This is a genomic window from Janthinobacterium sp. SUN100 (assembly GCF_030397705.1).
Taxonomy (GTDB): domain Bacteria; phylum Pseudomonadota; class Gammaproteobacteria; order Burkholderiales; family Burkholderiaceae_D; genus Janthinobacterium; species Janthinobacterium kumbetense.
In genome coordinates this window covers 447,213-466,945 of the sequence record NZ_JAPUBU010000005.1, presented here as the reverse complement: position 1 = coordinate 466,945, position 19,733 = coordinate 447,213, and the positions used below count along the sequence as shown (strand labels likewise).

Sequence of the window (19,733 nt, the reverse complement as noted above, 5' to 3'; positions counted from 1 at the left end):
ATGACCTCGCCGATAATATGTGGACAGTTCCCTCACCTCCCCCAGCTTGATGATGACCGACACCCCGACTGACAGCGGCTTTGCCGCCCCGCCCGTGCTGACCGTCAGCGCCCTGAACCAGGCCGTCGCGCGCCTGCTCGAGCGCTCGTTTCCCCTGACCTGGATCGCCGGCGAGATTTCCAACTTCACGCGCGCCGCTTCCGGCCACTGGTATTTCACCCTGAAGGACGATGGCGCCCAGGTGCGCGCCGTGATGTTCCGCGGCCGCGCCCAGTTTGCCGGCTTCACGCCGCGCGAAGGCGACAAGGTGGAAGTGCGCGCCCTCGTCACCCTGTACGGCGCGCGCGGCGATTACCAGATCAACGTGGAAGCCATCCGCCGCGCCGGCGTGGGCGCCCTGTATGAAGCGTTCCAGCGCCTGAAGGAAAAGCTGGCCGCGCAAGGGCTGTTCGACCAGGAGCGCAAGCGCGCCATTCCCATGTTCGCGCGCAGCATCGGCATCGTCACCAGCCCGCAGGCGGCCGCCCTGCGCGACGTCTTGATCGCGCTCAAGCGCCGCGCGCCGCACGTCAACATCATCCTCTACCCCACGCCAGTGCAGGGCCAGCAGGCGCCGGAAAAGATCGCGCACGCCATCCGCACGGCATCAACAAGGGCCGAGTGCGACGTGCTGCTGGTGTGCCGCGGCGGCGGCAGCATCGAGGATCTGTGGTCGTTCAACGATGAAGCCGTGGCCCATGCGATTGCCGACTGTTCCATGCCCGTGATCAGCGGCGTGGGACACGAGACGGATTTCACCATCGCCGACTTCGCGTCCGACCTGCGCGCGGCCACGCCGACGGCGGCGGCCGAACTGGCGGCCACGCCGCGCGCCGACTGGATGGCGTCCCTGCGCGCCGATGCGGCGGACCTGCGCCGCGCCATGCGCCGCAGCCTCGACGATGCGGCGCAGACCCTGGACCGCCACAGCCGCCGCCTGCTCAACCCGAAGGCGCAGCTGCAGCAGCAGCGCCTGCAGCTGCTGGCCCTGTCGACGGCCATGACGCATGCGGCGCGCGCGCCCGTGAACCAGTCGCAGTACGCGCTGGAGCGCCTGCGTGCGCGCTGGACGGCCTTGCGGCCCGACGTCACGGCGCCGCGCGCGCGCCTGGTGGAAATGCAGCGGCGCGGCGGCGCGGCCATGGCGCAGCAGCTGGGCCAGCGCCGCCACCGCCTCGACGGCCTGGCGGCGCAGCTGGAACTGCTCAATCCCCAGCGCACCCTGGAACGGGGCTACGCCATCCTGCGCGATGAAAAAGGCGCGATCGTGCGCTCTCCTGCACAACTGCAGGCGCGCCAGAACGTCAACGTGCGCCTGGCCGAAGGCAGCGCGCAGATCGGCATCGCCAGCGTGCAAGCGACATTGGAGTAAAAAAGGCCGGGGAAGAACCCCGGCCCAACACCTTCCCTACTGAGTGGACTGCTACTGCGACTGCTCTTTCCCCCTACGCCATCAGAACTTCATCGACACGCGCGCGCCAAAGGTGCGCGGCGCGTTGTAGAAGGCGCCGTAGATCTGTTGCGTGGGCTGGCATGGCATGCCCACGTCCGTGCAGATTTCATTGACGTCCAGCTTGACGGCCTTGTCGGTGGCATTCTGCACGAACGCTTCCACCGTATAGGCCTTGTTCGCCGGCTGGAAGCGCAGGCTCAGGTCCAGCGTCGTATACGCTTCCTGGCGCTTGACGCCGGCATGGCCCGGCACGTCGCCGTTGAACGCGCCCGCACCGACATACGACATGGTTTCGTAGTGCACCGAGGCGCGCGGCGTGAGCTGGCCACCGGCGACATTGAAATCATGCTCGTACTGGACGGTCGTGGAAAACTTCGGCGCATGCTTCATGGTGCTGCCGCCCACGTTCACCAATGGCGCCGTCGATCCGCAGGCCTGGCCATTCGCGCGCGCAGCATCGACGTCGCACGACATGAAATCGTCATACACGGCTTTGAGCCAGGTGGCGTTGCCCGTCAGGCGGTCGACCTTCGTTGGCCGCCAGACCCATTCCGCTTCCAGGCCCTTGACGGTGGCGCCGGCCGCATTGAAGTTGGCCAGCACGCTGTTGACCACCTGCGACTCGAGCTTGTCCTTGTACTTCATCAAAAACGCGTCGAGGTTCAGGGTCAGTTCGCGGTTCAGCAAGTCCGACTTGAAGCCGATTTCATAGCTGGTCAGCTTTTCCGGCTTGGTGGTGGCGCCGCCGTCGCCGATGGCCGGCGAGTGGAAGCCCGTCGTCACGGAGCCGAACAGCAAAATATCCGGGCGCAGCTTGTACTCGATGCGGCCCAGCCAGGTGGCCTGGCCGTATTTCAGGTCGGCCGTGTTGTCGCCCGGCGTATTGCCGCAGCTGGCGGCCGTGATGGCGCCGCCGGGGCCGATATTGTGCGTGTTGGCCAGGCCCGAACCCGGCGTGACCAGCTGGCGCAGCTGGTCGGCAGTAAGGACCGTGGTGCCCAGCGGCGTGTTGGCGGGCCAGTTCGGGCAAGCCCAGTTCTTGCCGCCGATATCGAATTTATGGTCTTTCGTATAGCGCGCGCCGGCCGTCAGCTTGATCTGATCCGTCACCTGCTGGCTGACCTGGCCGAATACGGCTTTCGATTTGAGCTGGCGGTCGCCCTGGATGAAGGACATGGCCGAGGCATACTGGCCCACGGTGGGCTGCACGAAGATCACGGCGCCGTTGGCGATATCCTGCTGCACGGCCGCCTGCGAAATCTGGCTGCGGTCGATATCGAAGCGCACCTTGTTCTTTTCGTTGAACAGGAACAGGCCCGCCACCCACTGGAACGGCGCATCGTCGTCCGAGCGCGCCTGCAGCTCGTGCGAATAGCTGTCGAACTGCGCCCAGTCGGTACGGTTTTCCGACTTGAAGCCGGGGAACAGGCCCGCATCGGCATCGTTGCTGTTCTGGCGCTTGTAGCGGCTCCAGCTGCCCAGGTAAGTGAAGTCGAGCGCATCGGTCGGCTTGTAATTGAGCTTGCCCTTGTAGGTCAGGATCGACTGATCCAGGGTGCCCGGCGTGTCGATCAGGGCCGAGCGCAGCTTCTCGCCCGCTTTCGGTTCGGCCGCCAGGTAGACGTTGCCGGCGCCCTGGTCGAGGAAGTAATCGGCGATGAACGTGCCGCGCAACTGCGGCGTGAACTTCCACAGCAGGGAGGCGCGCACGCCCATCTGGTCGCCGGCGCCATACTTGGCCGTGCCCGGCATGACGTTCGAGCCGCGACGGAAGTCCACCGTGCCGTCATGGCTATCCTTGATGGCGGCGATGCGCAGCGCCACGTCGTCCGAAAACGGGATATTGATCATGCCCTGCGTCTGCAGATGGCGCTTGTCACCCACGGTGATGCCGGCCGAGCCCATGAACTTGGCCGTGCTCGGCGCAGCCGACACGAGGTTGACGGCGCCGGCCGTCGAATTGCGGCCATTCAGGGTGCCCTGCGGTCCGCGCGCCACCTCCACGTGGCTCAAGTCATACATCAGCGCCGTGGCGCCCTGCGGACGCGGCGAATACACGCCGTCGACATAGAAGGCGACGGCCGGGTCGCCCAGCTCCGTGTGATTGGCCGAGCCGACGCCGCGCATGTAGACGTGCACGCCGCCCGAGTCGCCATGCTGCTCGACGACGAGGCTAGGCACCATGGTGGCCAGCGACGCCAGGTCCTTGACCTGGTTGTTTTGCAGGGTGTCCTGGTTGAAGGCGGTGACGGCCAGCGGCGTCTCCTGCACGAAGGTATTGCGGCGCGTGGCCGTGACGACGATGCGGTCCATCTGCTCGGCGGCCGGTTTTGCCGCGTCGGTGGCTGCCGCGGTGCTGGCCGCTTCCTGGGCCATGGCAGCGCCGCTGCCCAGCAAGATGAACTGGGCGAAGGTCGCATGCGCCAGGCTGAGGGCGATGGTATTGCGTTTGAGCTGTTGCATTGTGGTTGTCTCCTGTACCGCTGGTTGAATGATGATCACATAGCTCTTTGGCTACTGCTGCACATTTTTTTGGGTGTCAATCTGAAGTCATGTCGCCTCCGTGCGGGGTCAATGGGTAGCCACGGCGCGCCCGGCCGTGTCGAATAGAAAGGCATGGCCTTCTTCCGGCGCGAAGCCGATGGCGCTGCCCTGCGCCAGCGCGTGGCGCGCCTCGCCATGCAGCTTGATGGCCACCGTATGGGGGCTGGCGTCCAGCGTGGCGTGGATGATTTGCGCATCGCCCAGCTGCTCGATCAGGGTGACCGTGGCGCCGTAGCCTTCATTGCGCGGCACCAGCCGCAGGTGTTCGGGGCGTATGCCGACCAGCATGCCCGCCTCGCCACCGAGCTCGATGGCCAGCGCGGGAACGGCGGCGCACGGCAAAAAGTTCATGCGCAGGGCGCCGATGAAGCCGGCCACGAACTGGCTGGCCGGGTGGCGGTACAGCTCCAGGGGTGCGCCCACCTGCTCCAGGTGGCCGCCGTGGAAGACGGCGACCCTGTCGCCGAGGGTCATGGCCTCGACCTGGTCATGCGTGACATAGATCATGGTGGTGCCCAGTTCCTGGTGCAGCTTGGCCAGCTCGATGCGCGTCTGCACGCGCAGCGAGGCATCGAGGTTCGACAGCGGCTCGTCGAACAGGAACACCTTCGGCTGGCGCACGATGGAGCGGCCGATGGCCACGCGCTGGCGCTCGCCGCCCGACAAGGCCTTGGGTTTGCGGTCGAGCAAGTGCGTGATCTGCAAAATCTCGGCCACCTTGCCGACTGCCGCGCGCACCTCCGCTTCCTGCCTGCCCGCCAGTTTCAGGGCAAAACCCATGTTGTCGCGCGCCGTCATGTGCGGATACAGGGCGTAGCTCTGGAAGACCATGGCGATGCCCCGCTCGGCCGGCGCCACGTCGTTGGCCAGCAAGTCGCCGATGCGCAGCTGGCCCGCGCTGATATCTTCCAGGCCCGCGATCATGCGCAGCAGGGTCGACTTGCCGCAACCGGACGGTCCGACGAAGACCATGAATTCGCCGTCGTGGATATCGAGGTCCAGACCCTTGACGATTTCCGGACCGTCGCCGTAGGTCTTGCGGATGCCGCGCAGGGAGATGGCCGCCATGTCAGTGCTCCCCGGCCAGGACGGCCGCATCGGCATGTGCGGCGCGCTGGGCGGCGATGAAATCGCGGTACCACAGGGCGCTGTCCTTGAAGCTGCGCTGCTGCGTGGCGTAATCGACGTACAGCATGCCGAAGCGCTTGGCGTAGCCCGAATTCCACTCGAAGTTGTCCATCAGGCTCCAGTAGAAATAGCCGCGCACGTCGATGCCCTGCGCGATCACGGCGCGCAAGGCGTCCAGGTGCAGCTGCACGTATTCGATGCGCGCCTCGTCGTGGATCTTGCCGCCGACGGGCTTGTCGGCGACGGCCATGCCGTTTTCCGTGATGTAGACGGGCGGCAGCCGGTATTCGCGGTGCAGGCCCACGAGCAGCTCCGTCAAGCCTTGCGGATAGGTTTCCCAGCCCATGTCGTTGACGCCGAGCTTGCAGTCGGGCTTGCGCGGCGGCGTCTCGGCGCTCACGTAAGCGCGCGTGTAATAGTTCACGCCGAGGAAATCGATGGGCTGTTTGATATCTATGAAATCGTTTTCAAAGATGGACAAAGCAGAAGCGTCGACGTGTTTCAGGGCCAGGGCCGGGTAGCGGCCCTTGAAGATCGCGTCCATATACCACTGCACCGAGCGTGCATATTCGAGTTCGGCCAGTTCGCGGTCCTGGGCGCTGTCGGTGGCCGGCGTGGCCGTCCATTGATTGAGCACGATGCCCAGTTTCGCGGGCGGATTGACGGCGCGCATCGCCTGCATGGCCAGGCCGTGCGACAGCAGCAGATGGTGCGACACTTGCACGGCGGCGGCCGGGTCGGCCATGCCGGGCGCGAACTGGCCCGTGCCGTGGCCCAGCACGGCCGTGCACCACGGTTCGTTGTGCGTGGCGATGCTGGCGACCTTGTGGCCGAAGCGGCGCGCCACCTCGGCCGCGTAGGCCGCGAAGTGGTAGCAGGTGGCGCGGTTGAGCCAGCCGCCCTCGTCCTGCAAGGCTTGCGGCAAGTCCCAGTGGTACAGGGTCAGATGGGCATCGAGGCCCTTGGCGGCCAGGGCGTCGAGCAGGCGCGCATAGAAGTCGAAGCCCGCCTCGTTCCAGGCGCCGGAACCCGTGGGCTGCACGCGCGACCAGGACATGGAAAAGCGGTAGGCGTTCACGCCCAGGTTGGCGATCAGCTCCACGTCCTCGGCATAGCGGTGATAGTGGTCGCAGGCCACGTCGCCATTGCTGCCGTCGATGATCTTGCCATCCGTGTGGCTGAAGGTATCCCAGATGGATGGGCCGCGGCCATCGATGGCCGCGGCGCCCTCGATCTGGTAGGCGCTGGTGGCCACGCCCCAGGTGAACGTGGCGGGGAAGTTGGTGTCGATGTCGTCGTTATGCATGGTGGTCATGTCAGTGTGAGTGGATTAAAGAGAGTGCTAGCCTTTGACGGCGCCTTGCGTGAGGCCCTCGATCAGGCGCTTCGAGGCGACAAAGAACATCAGCAGCAGCGGCAGCACGGCAATGGCGGCGCCCGTCATCAGCGCGCCCCACTCCGTGTTGTTCGGCGCCTGCATGCTGCGCAGGGCCAGCGGGATCGTATAGTTCTCGACCGAGCGCATGACGACCAGCGGCGTGATGAAATTGTTCCACGAGTTGATGAAGGTGATCAGGCCCAGGGTGCCCATGGCGGGACCGATCAGCGGCAGCACGACCCGCCAGTAGATGGCGAATTCGCCGCAGCCGTCGATGCGCGCCGCCTCGATCAAATCCTTCGGAATCGCCGTGCCGATGTACTGGCGCATGAGGAAAATCCCCAGCGCGCCGGCCGCTCCCGGCACGTACAGGGCGCGCGGCTGGTCCAGCCATCCGAGGAAATCCATCAGCATGAAGGTGGGAATCATGTTCATGAAGGACGGGATGATCATCGACGCCATCACCAGCGTAAACAGGGGCCGCTTGAAGCGGAATTCGTACATGGCGAAGGCATAGCCGCCCAGCGAGCAAAAGAACAGGGTCAGCGCTGTGGTCATCAGGGCCACGTACAGGCTGATGCCGATATTGCGCCAGAACGGCAGGCGCTCCTGCAGCAGTTCCAGGTTGTTGAGCAGGGCCGTGCCGAACCAGCGTGGCGGCGGCAGGCTGTAGATTTCGGCGCTCGTGTGCGTGGCGAAGACGAACATGAAGTAGAACGGCGCGACCATGATCAGGGCGCCGATGGCCACCATGGCGTAGGCCGTCCAGCGGGTGATTTTCATCGGACCTCCTTGCGTTCATTGCGGCTGAAGATGCGGTTGTTGACCCAGGTGGTGCTGGCGATGATGAGGAACAGCAGCCAGGAAATGGCCGACGCCGTGCCGAAGTCGCCCGAGGAAAACGCCGTCTTGTAGACGAAGATGGCAGTCGTCATCACGGACTGGCTCACGCCGCTCGATTCGGCCACCAGCACGAAAGGTTCCTCGAACAGCTGCAAATTGCCCATGATGGTCAAGGTGACGGCCAGGTAGATCATGGGGCGCAGCTGCGGCAGGGTGATGTACCAGAATTGCTGGCGTTTCGAGGCGCCGTCGATGGTGGCCGCTTCATACAAATCCTTCGGAATCACCTGCAGCGCGGACAGGTACAGCACCAGGTTCCAGCCCAGGTAGCGCCAGAAAATGACGAAGGCGACGGCCGGCTTGATGAACAGCGAGCTGCCCAGCCAGTCGATCGACTCCGCAGGGAACAAGCCACCGACCAGCGGCAGGCTGGCGCACCATTCGATCAATACATTGATCTGCCCATAGTCGCGCGAAAACAGGGTATTGAAGACCATGGCGATGGCCACGCTGGAGGTGATGAACGGTAAAAAGTAAATGCCGATCACCAGGTTGCGCGAGCGCTTGAAGCTGTTGTGGATGAAGGCCGCCAGCGGAATGGCCACCAGGTGCTGCGGCACGCCCGAAGCCAGCGCCAGCCAGACCGTATTGCCCAGCGAGCGCAAGAACCATGGGTCGCTCAAGGCGTACTTGTAGTTATCCAGGCCCACCCACTGCATGGCTTCCACGCCGCTGGCCGCTTCCCACTGGTTGAACGACAAATAGATGGAAAACAGCAGCGGGAACAGGCTGAAGACGGCGAACAAGATGAAGAAGGGGCTGATGAAAATGTACGGCGCCCATTTCTTCATGTTGAAGCGTTTCCTGGCGGGCTGCGCTGCAGCAGCAGCGGGCGCGCCCTCGGTACAAGGCATGGAGGTAGTCATGCTGCTCCTAGCGCCGCGCGCGGTGGGTGATCAGGGCCTTGGCGTCGGCCAGCGCCGTCTTGATATCCTTGTTTTGCGCCAGCACGCTTTCCAGTTCCATGTTGACGATGTCGCGCGCCACGGCGTCGAACTTGTCGACACGGATGACGGGAATCTTCGCCGCCGTGTCGCGCGCCAGCAAGCGCGTCTTCTGGCCGCCGAAGTACGGCTGCGGCTCGTCCATCATGGGGTCCGCATAGGCGGCCTTCAGGGCGGGAAACGCGCCGATTTCCTTCAGCGAGTGCAGCTGGATATCCTTGTTGACGGTCATGAACTTGATGAATTCCCAGGCCTGGGCTTTATTCGCCGCCTTTTTCGGGATGCCGTAGAAGGAGCCGCCGTACGACGCCAGCGCGCCGGCCGGCAGGTTCGCCGCGCGCCACTGGCCCTTCGAATCGGGCGCCAGCCACTTGGCCAGGTGGCCGCTGAGCCAGGAACCCATCATCTGGCTGGCTACCTTGTCGCGTTTGAAGCCTTCGGCCCACTCGCCCGTCCAGGCCACGGTGCGCGCATCGATGCCGGCCACCCGCGCCGCCTTGGCCAGCTCGAACGCCTTGACGAAGCGGGGCGAATCGACCAGCACCTGGCCCTTGTCGCCAAAGTAAATGCCTTCGCCATCTTTCAAATTGGCGCGGATGACGATGTCGGCCAGGTCGCTGGCGCCGGCCAGCAGATAGGTGCCGGTGGCGGCCTTGAGCTTCTTGCCGGCGGCGATATACGATTCCCACGATTGCGTCAGGTCGGCCTCCTTGATGCCCGCCTTGTCCATCAGGTCCTTGCGGTAGAACAAGGTGCCCGGTCCCAGGTCGGCCGGCATGGCGCCCAGGGTGCCGCGCGAACTGGTGGCCTGCACGAAGGTGAACGGCACGAACTGGGCGCGGTACTGCCCTGCTCCGTACGGCGGCTGCAAGAGGTCTTCCATGCCCTTCGATTCGGCGAAGCTGCCGACATAGCGGAAGTCGATGGCCATCACGTCGGGCAGGCGCGCGCCGGCCGCCAGCGCCGTCGTCATCGAGTTATGGTGGTCGTCGATCTGCAGGCTGACCAGCTTGACCTTCACTTGCGGATACAGTTTTTCCCACAGGGGCAAGGCGGTTTTCACTGCGCGGTCCAGGTCGGGGAACGAGGCGACGGTAATCGTGGCGGGGGCCAGCGTCGGCAACGGCGCCGCCGGCGGGACGGCTGCGGACGCGGCGGCCACGCCACAGGCCAGGGTCAGCGCTGCCAGCGGGGCGGCGCCAAGGATGCTTGACTTCATTATTTCATCTCCGATTATTGAGCGTCTTCTATCTTGAAAACGTTTTCACAACATGTGTCCATTTAACACCGCAAAGAAAATCAAGTCAACCGAAAAAGTTGTCATTTTTATTGAGGGTAGCGTGGCAAGCGGCATGCCGCGGCGCGTGTTCCCCTATGACAGAGGCGAAAATACGGGCTGCCGTTAGCGCTGTTGTTTTTTGTGAAAACGTTTTCAAGGAAGGGTCGATAAGCAGGGTCGCCCAGGTGCGCCGGCATCATCCGACGTGCACGGCCCACAATCTGTCGGCTTACACCCTGCGGGCCAAGCCGCGCTGCGCCCGACCTGCTGCGCTATCAGCTATGGCCATTTATGGTAATCTTTCGATGAAAAGGTTTTCAGAGCACTGACAACCAGCCATCTTGATACCCAGGAATCACCTTGAACGATAGCGCCCACGCTGCTCCCCCTTCCACCCTGCTCGACGTGGCCCGCCAGGCCGGCGTGTCGCCCAGCACCGTTTCGCGCATCCTCAATGGCACGGCCAGGGTCTCCGACGACAAGCGCGACGCCGTGCTGGCGGCGATTGCCCACATGAAATTCGCGCCGAACCAGATGGCGCAGGGCTTGAAGAAAGGCCGCTCGATGACCATCGGCATCGTGGTGCAGGATATTTCCAGCCCCTTCTTCGACGAAAGCCTGCGCGGGGTGGACGACGGCTTGAAAGACACGGGCTACGCGTCCGTCATCGTCAGCGGGCACTGGAATGCGCAGGAAGAGGCCGACCGTATCCGCCTGCTGCTGGCAAGGAAGGTCGACGGCATCATCCTGCTGTCGGGGCGCATCTCGGACGAGAGCGTGCTTGATTTCTCGCAGCAGCGGCCCATCGTCTCGACGGGCCGCCTGCTGGCCACGAAAAGCGCCATCGGCTTCAAGCTCGACAATGAATACGGCGCCTACCTGGCCGTGCGCCACCTGGTGGAACTGGGCCACCGCCGCATCGCCTTCGTGGCCGGCCCCGCCAACAACACGGATGCGGCCGAACGCCTGACGGGCTACCAGCGCGCGCTGCGCGAAGCGGACATACCCATCGACCCGAAGCTGATGGCGGAAGGTGATTTCCACGAAGCAAGCGGAATGCTGGCCATGAACCATTTGTTCGATACGCAGCAGCAGTTCAGCGCCGTCTTCGCCGCCAACGACCTGTCCGCCTACGGCGTGCGCCTGTGCCTGTACCGCAAGGGCATCCGCGTGCCCGACGATATCTCGCTCGTCGGCTTCGATGACTTGCCCGGCTCGTCCTACACGACGCCGCCGCTGACCACCATCCACCAGCCCCTGTACGACATCGGCCGCATCGCCACCGAAGCGCTGCTGGGGCTGATCAATGGCGAAGCCGTGCAGGCCGCCATTCCGCCTTTGGCGCTGATCGTGCGCGAGACTACGCGCCGCATCCGCTAAGGATTGCACCATGATAAACCTACTGCGCAGCCCACTCTCGGGTCGGCGTTGCTCGCTGTACTTTTTGTACAGCTGCGCTACTCAACCCGATATCGGGCTTGCTCGCTACGGTTTCTCAAGGTGCTGACGCTTCACCATATACCACTATTTTCCTGAACGAGAATCAATACGCTGCCAGTATCCGCAACGCATGCGGGAATCTGCAGCAATGGCGCATCCGCTTTACAATAGTGGCTCGTTCAGCAAGAATGCCTGCTTCAAGCAAGCTTGGCTCAACCCTCCGGCCGCAGGCTGGAAGACTCCGAACATTCACCACAAAGGGACATCACATGGAACATACTCTGCCACCACTGCCGTATGAAATGGACGCTCTGGCGCCGCATATTTCGAAAGAAACCCTGGAATACCACTATGCCAAGCATCACCAGGCGTATGTCACCAACTTGAACAACCTGATCAAGGGTACCGAGTTCGAGAATCTGTCGCTGGAAGACATCATCAAGAAATCGTCGGGCGGCATCTTCAACAATGCAGCACAAGTATGGAACCACACCTTCTACTGGAACGGCATGAAGCCGGCCGGCGGCGGCGCGCCTGCGGGTGCCGTGGCTGACGCGATCAACGCCAAATGGTCGTCGTTCGACAAGTTCAAGGAAGAATTCACCAAGTCGTGCGTGGGCAACTTCGGTTCGGGCTGGACCTGGCTGGTGCAAAAAGCCGACGGCTCCGTCGACATCGTCAACACCTCGAACGCCGGCTGCCCGCTGACCACCGGCGACAAGCCGCTGCTGACCTGCGACGTGTGGGAACACGCCTACTACATCGACTACCGCAACCTGCGCGCCAAGTACGTGGAAACGTTCTGGGGCCTGGTCAACTGGGACTTCGTTGCCAAGAACTTCGCGTAAGCGCGTTCCTGACAACGTAAAACGGACGCGCTTGCGGCATGTGCCGCAGTGACCCGTCTTGAAAAGAAGCCTGTGCTTGCGAGCCGGGCTTCTTTTTTTTGCCCCTGCAGAACACGCGTGCCCGCCACGCGCTGTCAAGCGAACCGGTATGGCAATCGGAATGTTATAAGATGCGCAAGAGCTGCACTCCTCCATGTGCCCTGTCCCCGTTTCCTTGCTGAAAGAAAAAAATGAAAAGATTCATGCTCGCCCTGCTGCTCTGCGCCTCCGGTTCCGCCTTCGCCAACTCGGCCTGCGACACGCCGCGCAACGACTTCGACGGCCTGTATTGCCTCAACAAGGTGTACCAGGAAGCGGACAAGGAACTCAACGCCAACTACAAGAAACTGAGCTCCCAGCTCGACGCCGGCGGCAAGCAAAAACTGAAAACGGGCCAGCTGGCGTGGATCAGCGCACGCAACCAGAACTGTTCGAAACGCGAATCCTCGGGCTTCTATGTGAACCTCGATTGCGCCACCCAGACCACCATCGAACGCGCGCAATTTTTGCAGGACCGCGTGCGCGAATGCGTGAGCGCCGGCTGCCAGAACAGCAAACTGTGAGCTGAAGCTGCGCCAGCGCAAACGCGAGCGGGCGGTAATCACCCATACTGGCCACTCGGAGGTCTTTCCGTTTATGCCATGAGCAAACTCATCGATATTTCCCTGGATCAATGGGACGCCAGCGGCAGCCCCGCGCAGCAGGCGGCGGCGCTGCAAGCCCTCGAAGATGGGCAAGTACTGCTGCTGCCCCGCCTGGGTTTCGCCCTGCACCCGGAAGAGCATGGGCTGCTGAACGGCGCGGCGGGTAGCGCCAGCGGCGCCAAGAACATCAGCTGGGATCCCGCGCGCGGCGTACGCGGCCAGGGCGACGCCTGCGATGCGGCCCTGCTGGCGGCGCTGATGCAGCGCTACGCACGCCAGACGCGCAGCTTGCTGGGCGGCTTGCTGCCCAGCTACCAGGCGCATCTGCAGCAAGGCAAGGGCAGCTTTCGCCCCGTGGAAATCGCCGGCAGGGTAACCTCCTGGCGCAAGGACGATACGCGCCTGCATATCGACAGTTTCCCCTCCTCGCCCACGCAGGGCCGGCGCATCCTGCGCATCTTCACCAACATCCATCCGCGCGACGCGCCCCGCGTGTGGAAACTGGGGCCGCCCTTCGAGCAGGTGGCGCAGCATTTTTTACCCGTCGCGCAGCGTCCGCAACCCGTGCTGGCGACCCTGCTGCAATGGCTGCGCATCACCAAGTCGCGGCGCACGGCCTACGATCACTACATGCTGCAGCTGCACGACGCCATGAAGGCCGACCTGGCCTACCAGGCGCAGGTGGAACAGCACACGCATGCCTTCGCGCCGGGCCAGACGTGGATCATCTTCAGCGACGCCGTATCGCACGCGGCCCTGCGGGGACAGCATGCGCTGGAGCAAACCTGGCTGCTGCCCGTGCGCGCCATGGCCGCCCCCGACAAGTCGCCGCTGGCCATCCTCGAGCGCCAGTTGCAACGCCCGCTGGCCTAGCCTGGCCGGGCACTACGCCCCGGCAAAGCCAGGCTCAGGCAAACCGGCTCAGGCAGGCAAACGGGCCGCCTTGAAGCGCCGCCAGGCCTTGTGCATGCGGCCATCGCTGCCCTGCGCCTGTGCGCGCGCCGCCAGGTAGCCGCGCACGAAGGCCGCGTGCTGCCGCAACCCGTCCTGGGCGGACTGGTCAGCCTGGCCAGTCTGAACATCGGGCAATTGCTGCAACAGCCGGTCGGCCACCTGCACATCGTTAAGCCAGCCCAGTTCATCCTGCAGCACCGACAGCCGCCCCACATACGGTTGCACGGCGCGCGCGGCAAACAGCGAGGCAAAAAATTCCGTCGCATAGCGCGTCTTCTTGGCCGCGATGCGCACCCGGTGGCGCTGCAGCGGCGTGGCATGCAGCAGGCGCTTGCCGCGCTTTACCAGGCGGCGCTGGTCCTTGCGCAGGGTGGCGCGGGCAAACGGCGAGACGTGCGCATCCAGGCGCCGCACCTGGCGCGCGGAACTACTGTCGCGCCAGGCGCGCGCCTGCAGCCAGCGCTGCAAGCCCAGCATGCAAGCCGTGTAGCGCGCCGACATGACGGCCTGGGCCGCTTGCGCATGCTTGAGGCGCGCCTGCGCGTGCGCCGCCTCTGCCAGCGCCGCCGCATCCGCCTGCGCCTCGCCATCGAGCTGCGCCAGGGTATTGCCAGCCAACACATCCCAGTCGCGCGCCTCGCCCAGCGCGCCGCCCAGCCAGTCGAGTTCGGCCTTCAAGGCATCCGGCAGCGCCAGCAGCGACTTGAACATGCCCAGCGCCGAGCGCAGACGGCGCAGACCCACGCGCATCTGGTGCACGCTTTCCACATCCTCGCCCGCCGCCACGCCATCCTGGTTGCCGCTGACCTGCTCCAGGCAATTGCCGGCGATGGCCAGGAACACTTGCTCCACCGACATCGCCGCGTCCAGCGCCAGGGGCTGCGCCTTGACCGCCTGCAGAGGCTGCGATGCCGCGAGGCGGTAGCCGCGTTCCGCCTTGCTCATGTGGCCCAGCTGCAGCGGCACGTCCTGCAGCAGGGCCAGCGCCACGTCGAACAGGCTGGCCGCTTGCCCCTGCTTCAATTCCAGTTCGATCTCGCTGACGGGCACGCTGCGGACGGCGCCATTCGCCCCATCCGCGCCGCTTTCGATGACACCCTGGTCCAGCACGCATTCGATCTCGTCGCCCTGCGGCGTGCGCAGCTGCCATACGGTGCGCTCCATGCGCGTGGTAAACACAGGCTGCAAGGCGTCGCGGATGGCGTCCTGGCGCAGCAGCGCGCGGATGGGCTGCTTGCGGCCGATGGCCGAATCCAGCGCGGCGAGGTCCGGTTGCGGCCCGGAAACTTCGCCTTCCCATTCGTGGCGGCTGTGCAAGCCGCTGTTGACGGTGCCACCGGCCTTCAGGGTTTGCACCCAGCGCCCGTCCACCTGGCGCACGCGCAAGCCCGCCTGGTGGCGGCACAGCTGCAAATCGGGCGTATCGACATAGATATCGTGCATCTGCAGCAGCTGCACCTCTCCTTGTGCCTGCTGCGCCAGCAACGGGTGCGCGCGCAGGCGCGCTACATCTTGCTGCGCCAGCAACAATTTCAATTCGATTTCCATGACCGCTCCTTGCGAGACTCCTGAACGCCCATTGTAAGGCGCGTCCGGCCACATACAAGGAGCACGCGCACCGACCTTGATTTTGCGCGAAAATAGGCGCTTCATTCAACCAGGAGATGCCATGACCTACCACGCCGCCGAAAACCGCTACGACACCATGCAATACCGCACGTGCGGGCGCAGCGGGCTGAAACTGCCGCTGTTGTCCCTGGGACTGTGGCACAATTTTGGCGACAGCAACAGCCTGGCCGCGCAGCGCGACATGCTGCGCACGGCCTTCGACCTGGGCATCACACATTTCGACCTGGCAAACAACTACGGCCCGCCATATGGCAGCGCGGAAAGCAATTTCGGCAAGCTGCTGCGCGACGATTTCTTACCGTACCGCGATGAACTGATCATTTCCACCAAGGCAGGCTGGGACATGTGGCCGGGCCCGTACGGCCAGGGCGGCGGCTCGCGCAAATACGTACTGGCCAGCCTGGACCAGAGCTTGCAGCGCCTGGGCCTCGACTACGTCGACATCTTTTACTCGCACCGCTACGACGCCGACACGCCGCTGGAAGAAACCATGGGCGCGCTGGCCACCGCCGTGCAGCAGGGCAAGGCGCTGTACGTGGGCCTGTCGTCGTATTCGCCGCAAAAGACGGCTGAGGCGGCCAAACTGCTGAAAGAGTGGAAAGTGCCGTGTCTGATCCACCAGCCTGCCTACAACATGCTCAACCGCTGGATCGAGGAAGACGGCTTGCTCGATACCCTGCAGCAAGAAGGCATGGGTTGCATCACCTTTACGGCGCTGGCGCAGGGCTTGCTCAGCGACAAATACCTCGACGGCGTGCCGCAGGATGCCCGCGTCAACCGCCCCGGCGGCGGCTCGCTGCTGCAAAAACACCTGAGCGCGGAAAACCTGGCCCGCGTGCGCGCGCTGAACCAGATCGCCGCACAGCGGGGGCAAACCCTGGCGCAGATGGCGCTGGCCTGGGTGCTGCGCGATCCGCGCGTCACCTCGACCCTGATCGGCGCCAGCAGCAGCGCGCAAATCCGCGAAAACGTGGCCGCGCTGCAGCAATTGTCTTTCACTGCCGACGAACTGGCCGCCATCGACGTGCAGGCGCGCGAAGGCCATATCAATCTGTGGGAAGGTCCGTCGCGGGCCGTGTAACGCAATCACGACGGCTACAAGGGCGGCGGCAGCCAGGCCAGCAGCTCCTGCGCCACCTGCCGCCGCCGTTCCGGCGTGGCAAAGGCGCCCACCTCCACATGCGTGCGGCCGCAGCTGATGCATATCAGCTGGCGCGGCCCCTCCGGCACGACGATATGCGTGCACCAGGGACGAAAGCTGCTGCGCTGGCGCCGGCTGGCACTCACCTGCTCGACGACCAGCACGCCGTCGCGCAGGGCCAGATGCTCGTAGTCGCGGGCATGGCGCAGGTAATACAGCAGGGAAATGGCCACCAAGACCAGTTCGGCAAATGAAAAGACGGGGATGTACCAGTAGCCGCGCAGCGCAAAGGCGGCGGCGATGGCGGTGGAAAACAGGCACAGCACACCATAGGCGCGCAGCAACTGGCGCACCGTCAAGGCACTGTGGCGCGTAAACAGCCATTGCGGCTGTTCCCGTGCAGTATCGCGTGGCATCTCGCCTCCCGCAACAGGAAGGGCGCCGGCGTCATCGCTGCAGCGGCGCGTCCTTCAGGATATGCTTGCGCCGCTCAGGCGCCCATCCGCACCAGCGCATGGCCCACGTGCTGCCACCAGTGATCGCGCGACTTGACCTGTTTCAGGCAAGACGTGTCGATTTCCGCGGGGAAGACACGATCCTGGCACACCTTCGTTTCCAGCGCGTAACGCTGATTCTCCGCCGCCGCCAGGGCCACGACGAGCCAGAACGCCAGCGCCAGCAAGACCACCAGCGAACTCCAGGCCAGGTGATTGGTGTTACTTTTTTCGCCAAAAAACTCGCGCGGCCGCGTCTCGCGGTACATCGACATCAAGTCTTTTTCTTTCTCTTCCGACATCTGCGTTTGCATCCTCTGACATCCTATCCTGTGCCGGCCGGCTGGCCATGGCGGCGCGCACGCCGCCTTGCCTGCATTTTACGCCGATGGCGCAGGAGAGGCGGTAATTCATGGGGGCAATTCGCCATCACCACCCTGCGCCGGCTGCACGGGCGCCACGCTTTCCACATGATCGACGTCGATGTCGCCGCCAGCAGGCGCCGTATTGCGCGGCTCCACGCCGGCCCGCTCGCCAGTGCCGGCCGCATCGCTGTCGTTCTCCAGCGCTTCCGCATCCTGGCCCGGCACGCCCTGCATGTCGCTGCCGCTGTCGGAACTGTCGCTGGGACCGAGCGCCCCCTTGCCATGGCCGCTGCCCAGAACGCGGTCAGGCGTGACGGGCAAATTGTCCGGATCGAGTGTGCTGCTGCTCATGGCGGCCTCCCGTTCATAAAAAACCAGCTTACTCCGCTGGCCTGACCTGCGGCGCACGCCTGCACGGCATTTCCGTGGGAAAAATGCGGCGGCGCACAACTATTTTCAGAAATTACTTCACAAATGTACTATTCATTGCTATAGTTAATTCAAGTAAGCATCTTCTCATCCAGAAACTGCTTCATCGGCGGCACGGCGCCCACCAGCGCCATGCCGCCGAACCGACCGGTACGTGGCGAGCCGGCCCATCCACCCAGCCATCATGCACATATTGGAGTTTTATCATGCAAGCCAAATCACTCATCGCAGCATTGTTTGCCATCACCGCCGCCACGTCGGCTTTCGCCCAAAGCGCCGCGCCTGCCGCTGCCAGCCAGCAACTCACGCGCGCTGACGTCACGGCCGAATACATCCGTGCCCGCAACGCCGGCGAAATCGCCACCAGCGAAGTCGACTACCCGAAAACGCCGGCCACCGCCGCCAGCAAAGTGACGCGCGAAGAAGTCATGGCCGAGTTCTACGCCGCCCGCAAGGCTGGCCTGATCCCGCAAACGGAAGCAGACTTTGACGTCGCGCAAACGACCAAGCACGTCGTGAAATAAGAAACCAGTCAGCCGGTTTCAGTCAGTCAGTAACACACCTCAGTTGCGGCGCAGCACTCGGGCCACTCCCGAAGCTCACCGCGGCGAGCTGTCAGCAACACCCCCAACACGATCTTTCCCGGAGTCCCTGCATGTCCCTGCACCGCCGTTTGCTTGCCGCCAGCCTGATCCTTGCTTTGAGCGCCTGCGCCGACATGGGCCATATCGCGCCGCAATCGGCCATGCTCGACGCCAACAAGCTGCAGGCGAGCCAGGCCATGGATGCCGCCGCCAGCGCCGCCATACAATGGCCGCGCACGCAATGGTGGCAAGACTTGCACGACCCCCAATTGAACCGCCTGATGGAGCAGGCGCTGGCCGACAGCCCCACCCTGCGCGGGGCCCAGGCGCGCGTGCGCCAGGCCGAGGCGCTGGCGGGCGCGGCGGAAGACAAGACCCGCCCGCAAGCCGACGCAGCCGTCTCCATCAACCGCGAACTGTATTCGCAGCACGGCAGCACGCCGGCGCCCCTGGCCGGCAATTACGCCTGGCGCAACCAGGCCACCGTCACGGCTTCGTACGACCTGGACCTGTGGGGCCGCAACCGCGCCGCCCTGTCGGCCGCCCTGGGCGACGTGCAGATGGCGTCGGCCGAATCGCAGATGGCCCGCCTGGCGCTGGAAACGGCGCTGGTGCGCACCTACATCCAGCTGTCGTATGAATTCCAGCTGCAGGACGTGATCGAACGCAGCCTGGCGCAGCGCGCCCGCATCCTCGACATCACGCGCCAGCGCAAGCAAGCCGGTATCGGCACCGACATTGATGTAGCGCAAATAGAAACCACTTTGCCCGCCGGCCGACGCCAGCTGGAACAGTCGGCCGAGTCGCTGGCCCTGCTGCGCAACCAGCTGGCGGCCCTGTCGGGCAAGGGTCCGGCGGCCGGTGCGGCGCTCACGCGGCCCGTGCTGCGCCTGGACCAGCCACTGGCCGTTCCCGCCGCCCTGCCGGCCGACCTGATCGGCCGCCGCCCCGACATCGCCGCCCAGCGCTGGCGCGTGGAAGCGGCGGCGCAGCGCATCGACGCCGCCAAGGCCGAGTTCTACCCGAACGTCAACCTGGTGGCCTTTGCCGGCTTCCAGGCCTTCGGTTTCAGCCACTTTCTCGATGCCAACTCGGACATCCGCGGCGCCTCGCCCGCGCTGAGCCTGCCGATCTTCGCCGGCGCCCGCCTGCGCGCGCAGCTGGGCAGCCAGACGGCCGTGTACGACGGCGCCGTGGAGCAATACAACGCCACCGTCATCAACGCCATGTCGGACGTGGCCAACGCCGTCACGAAGGCCCAGTCGCTGGCCAAACAGCACCAGCTGACCGTGCAGGCGTTGGCCACGGCGCAGCGCGCGCGCGACCTGGCGGAGAAGGCCTACAAGGCGGGCATGAGCGACGCCATCAACATGCTCAACACGCAAGTGGCGCTGCTGGCGGAAGAACAGCAGCAGGCGCAAAATGGGGCGCGCGAGCTCGATCTGTACGTTTCCTTGATGAATGCACTGGGAGGCGGCATCTGAGCTTGCAATCCTGG

Annotated in this window: 18 protein-coding genes; 8 read left to right on the top strand and 10 right to left on the bottom strand. The window is 64.5% G+C overall.

Annotated features, from left to right (window positions below):
• The first annotated feature begins 49 nt into the window (after positions 1-49).
• The gene (gene xseA, locus O0881_RS25030; RefSeq protein WP_289913488.1) at positions 50-1,411 is read left to right on the top strand and encodes an exodeoxyribonuclease VII large subunit; all 1,362 of its coding nucleotides are present in this window, start codon (positions 50-52) and stop codon (positions 1,409-1,411) included.
• 81 nt (positions 1,412-1,492) lie between these two features.
• Here the strand turns inward: xseA and O0881_RS25025 are convergent, their stop codons facing one another.
• From O0881_RS25025 to O0881_RS25000, 6 genes are all read right to left on the bottom strand, one after another.
• Positions 1,493-3,955: a TonB-dependent receptor gene (locus O0881_RS25025; protein WP_289913487.1), complete on the bottom strand. Its 2,463-nt coding sequence runs from the start codon at positions 3,953-3,955 to the stop codon at positions 1,493-1,495.
• Positions 3,956-4,063: 108 nt separating this feature from the next.
• Positions 4,064-5,104 carry a sn-glycerol-3-phosphate ABC transporter ATP-binding protein UgpC gene (gene ugpC / locus O0881_RS25020; protein ID WP_289913485.1) on the bottom strand — a complete coding sequence of 347 codons (1,041 nt, stop codon included), beginning with the start codon at positions 5,102-5,104 and terminating at the stop codon, positions 4,064-4,066.
• A 1-nt stretch (position 5,105) separates the two neighbouring features.
• A complete protein-coding gene (locus O0881_RS25015) occupies positions 5,106-6,479 on the bottom strand; it encodes a GH1 family beta-glucosidase (protein WP_289913484.1) in 1,374 nt (457 codons plus the stop codon).
• 27 nt (positions 6,480-6,506) lie between these two features.
• Positions 6,507-7,325 (bottom strand): carbohydrate ABC transporter permease, encoded by an 819-nt coding sequence (locus tag O0881_RS25010; protein WP_289913483.1) that lies wholly within the window; start codon positions 7,323-7,325, stop codon positions 6,507-6,509.
• On the bottom strand, positions 7,322-8,311 hold the full coding sequence (locus O0881_RS25005; protein ID WP_289913482.1) for a sugar ABC transporter permease: 990 nt from the start codon (positions 8,309-8,311) through the stop codon (positions 7,322-7,324). The genes O0881_RS25010 and O0881_RS25005 overlap by 4 nt, the downstream gene beginning before the upstream one ends.
• Before the next feature lie 7 nt (positions 8,312-8,318).
• Positions 8,319-9,608 carry an extracellular solute-binding protein gene (locus tag O0881_RS25000; RefSeq protein WP_289913481.1) on the bottom strand — a complete coding sequence of 430 codons (1,290 nt, stop codon included), beginning with the start codon at positions 9,606-9,608 and terminating at the stop codon, positions 8,319-8,321.
• 420 nt (positions 9,609-10,028) lie between these two features.
• On the opposite strand from O0881_RS25000, the gene O0881_RS24995 reads away from it, so the two are divergent.
• The 4 genes from O0881_RS24995 (at position 10,029) to O0881_RS24980 (ending at position 13,512) form a co-directional block, all read left to right on the top strand.
• Positions 10,029-11,048: a substrate-binding domain-containing protein gene (locus O0881_RS24995; protein WP_289913480.1), complete on the top strand. Its 1,020-nt coding sequence runs from the start codon at positions 10,029-10,031 to the stop codon at positions 11,046-11,048.
• Between the two features lie 329 nt (positions 11,049-11,377).
• Complete coding sequence (locus tag O0881_RS24990; RefSeq protein WP_099665109.1) at positions 11,378-11,956, top strand: Fe-Mn family superoxide dismutase; 579 nt, start codon at positions 11,378-11,380, stop codon at positions 11,954-11,956.
• A 230-nt stretch (positions 11,957-12,186) separates the two neighbouring features.
• Positions 12,187-12,558, top strand: a complete 372-nt coding sequence (locus tag O0881_RS24985) for a lysozyme inhibitor LprI family protein (RefSeq protein WP_289913479.1) — start codon at positions 12,187-12,189, stop codon at positions 12,556-12,558.
• Between the two features lie 78 nt (positions 12,559-12,636).
• Positions 12,637-13,512, top strand: a complete 876-nt coding sequence (locus O0881_RS24980) for a Kdo hydroxylase family protein (RefSeq protein WP_289913478.1) — start codon at positions 12,637-12,639, stop codon at positions 13,510-13,512.
• A 48-nt stretch (positions 13,513-13,560) separates the two neighbouring features.
• On the opposite strand, the gene O0881_RS24975 is transcribed toward O0881_RS24980, so the two are convergent.
• On the bottom strand, positions 13,561-15,141 hold the full coding sequence (locus tag O0881_RS24975; RefSeq protein WP_289913477.1) for a CYTH and CHAD domain-containing protein: 1,581 nt from the start codon (positions 15,139-15,141) through the stop codon (positions 13,561-13,563).
• 121 nt (positions 15,142-15,262) lie between these two features.
• Between O0881_RS24975 and mgrA the strand changes: the two genes are divergently transcribed.
• Positions 15,263-16,303 (top strand): L-glyceraldehyde 3-phosphate reductase, encoded by a 1,041-nt coding sequence (mgrA, locus tag O0881_RS24970; RefSeq protein WP_289913476.1) that lies wholly within the window; start codon positions 15,263-15,265, stop codon positions 16,301-16,303.
• 14 nt (positions 16,304-16,317) lie between these two features.
• Here the strand turns inward: mgrA and O0881_RS24965 are convergent, their stop codons facing one another.
• The 3 genes from O0881_RS24965 to O0881_RS24955 form a co-directional block, all read right to left on the bottom strand.
• On the bottom strand, positions 16,318-16,779 hold the full coding sequence (locus tag O0881_RS24965; RefSeq protein WP_289913475.1) for a DUF2244 domain-containing protein: 462 nt from the start codon (positions 16,777-16,779) through the stop codon (positions 16,318-16,320).
• A 74-nt stretch (positions 16,780-16,853) separates the two neighbouring features.
• Positions 16,854-17,171 carry a hypothetical protein gene (locus O0881_RS24960; protein ID WP_077400845.1) on the bottom strand — a complete coding sequence of 106 codons (318 nt, stop codon included), beginning with the start codon at positions 17,169-17,171 and terminating at the stop codon, positions 16,854-16,856.
• A gap of 96 nt (positions 17,172-17,267) precedes the next feature.
• Positions 17,268-17,573, bottom strand: coding sequence for a hypothetical protein (locus O0881_RS24955; protein ID WP_099665118.1), 306 nt, complete (start codon positions 17,571-17,573; stop codon positions 17,268-17,270).
• A 284-nt stretch (positions 17,574-17,857) separates the two neighbouring features.
• On the opposite strand from O0881_RS24955, the gene O0881_RS24950 reads away from it, so the two are divergent.
• Together O0881_RS24950 and O0881_RS24945 are read left to right on the top strand one after the other, a co-directional pair.
• Positions 17,858-18,175, top strand: a complete 318-nt coding sequence (locus tag O0881_RS24950; RefSeq protein WP_180278609.1) for a DUF4148 domain-containing protein — start codon at positions 17,858-17,860, stop codon at positions 18,173-18,175.
• A gap of 131 nt (positions 18,176-18,306) precedes the next feature.
• Positions 18,307-19,719: an efflux transporter outer membrane subunit gene (locus O0881_RS24945; protein ID WP_289913474.1), complete on the top strand. Its 1,413-nt coding sequence runs from the start codon at positions 18,307-18,309 to the stop codon at positions 19,717-19,719.
• Positions 19,720-19,733: the final 14 nt, after the last annotated feature.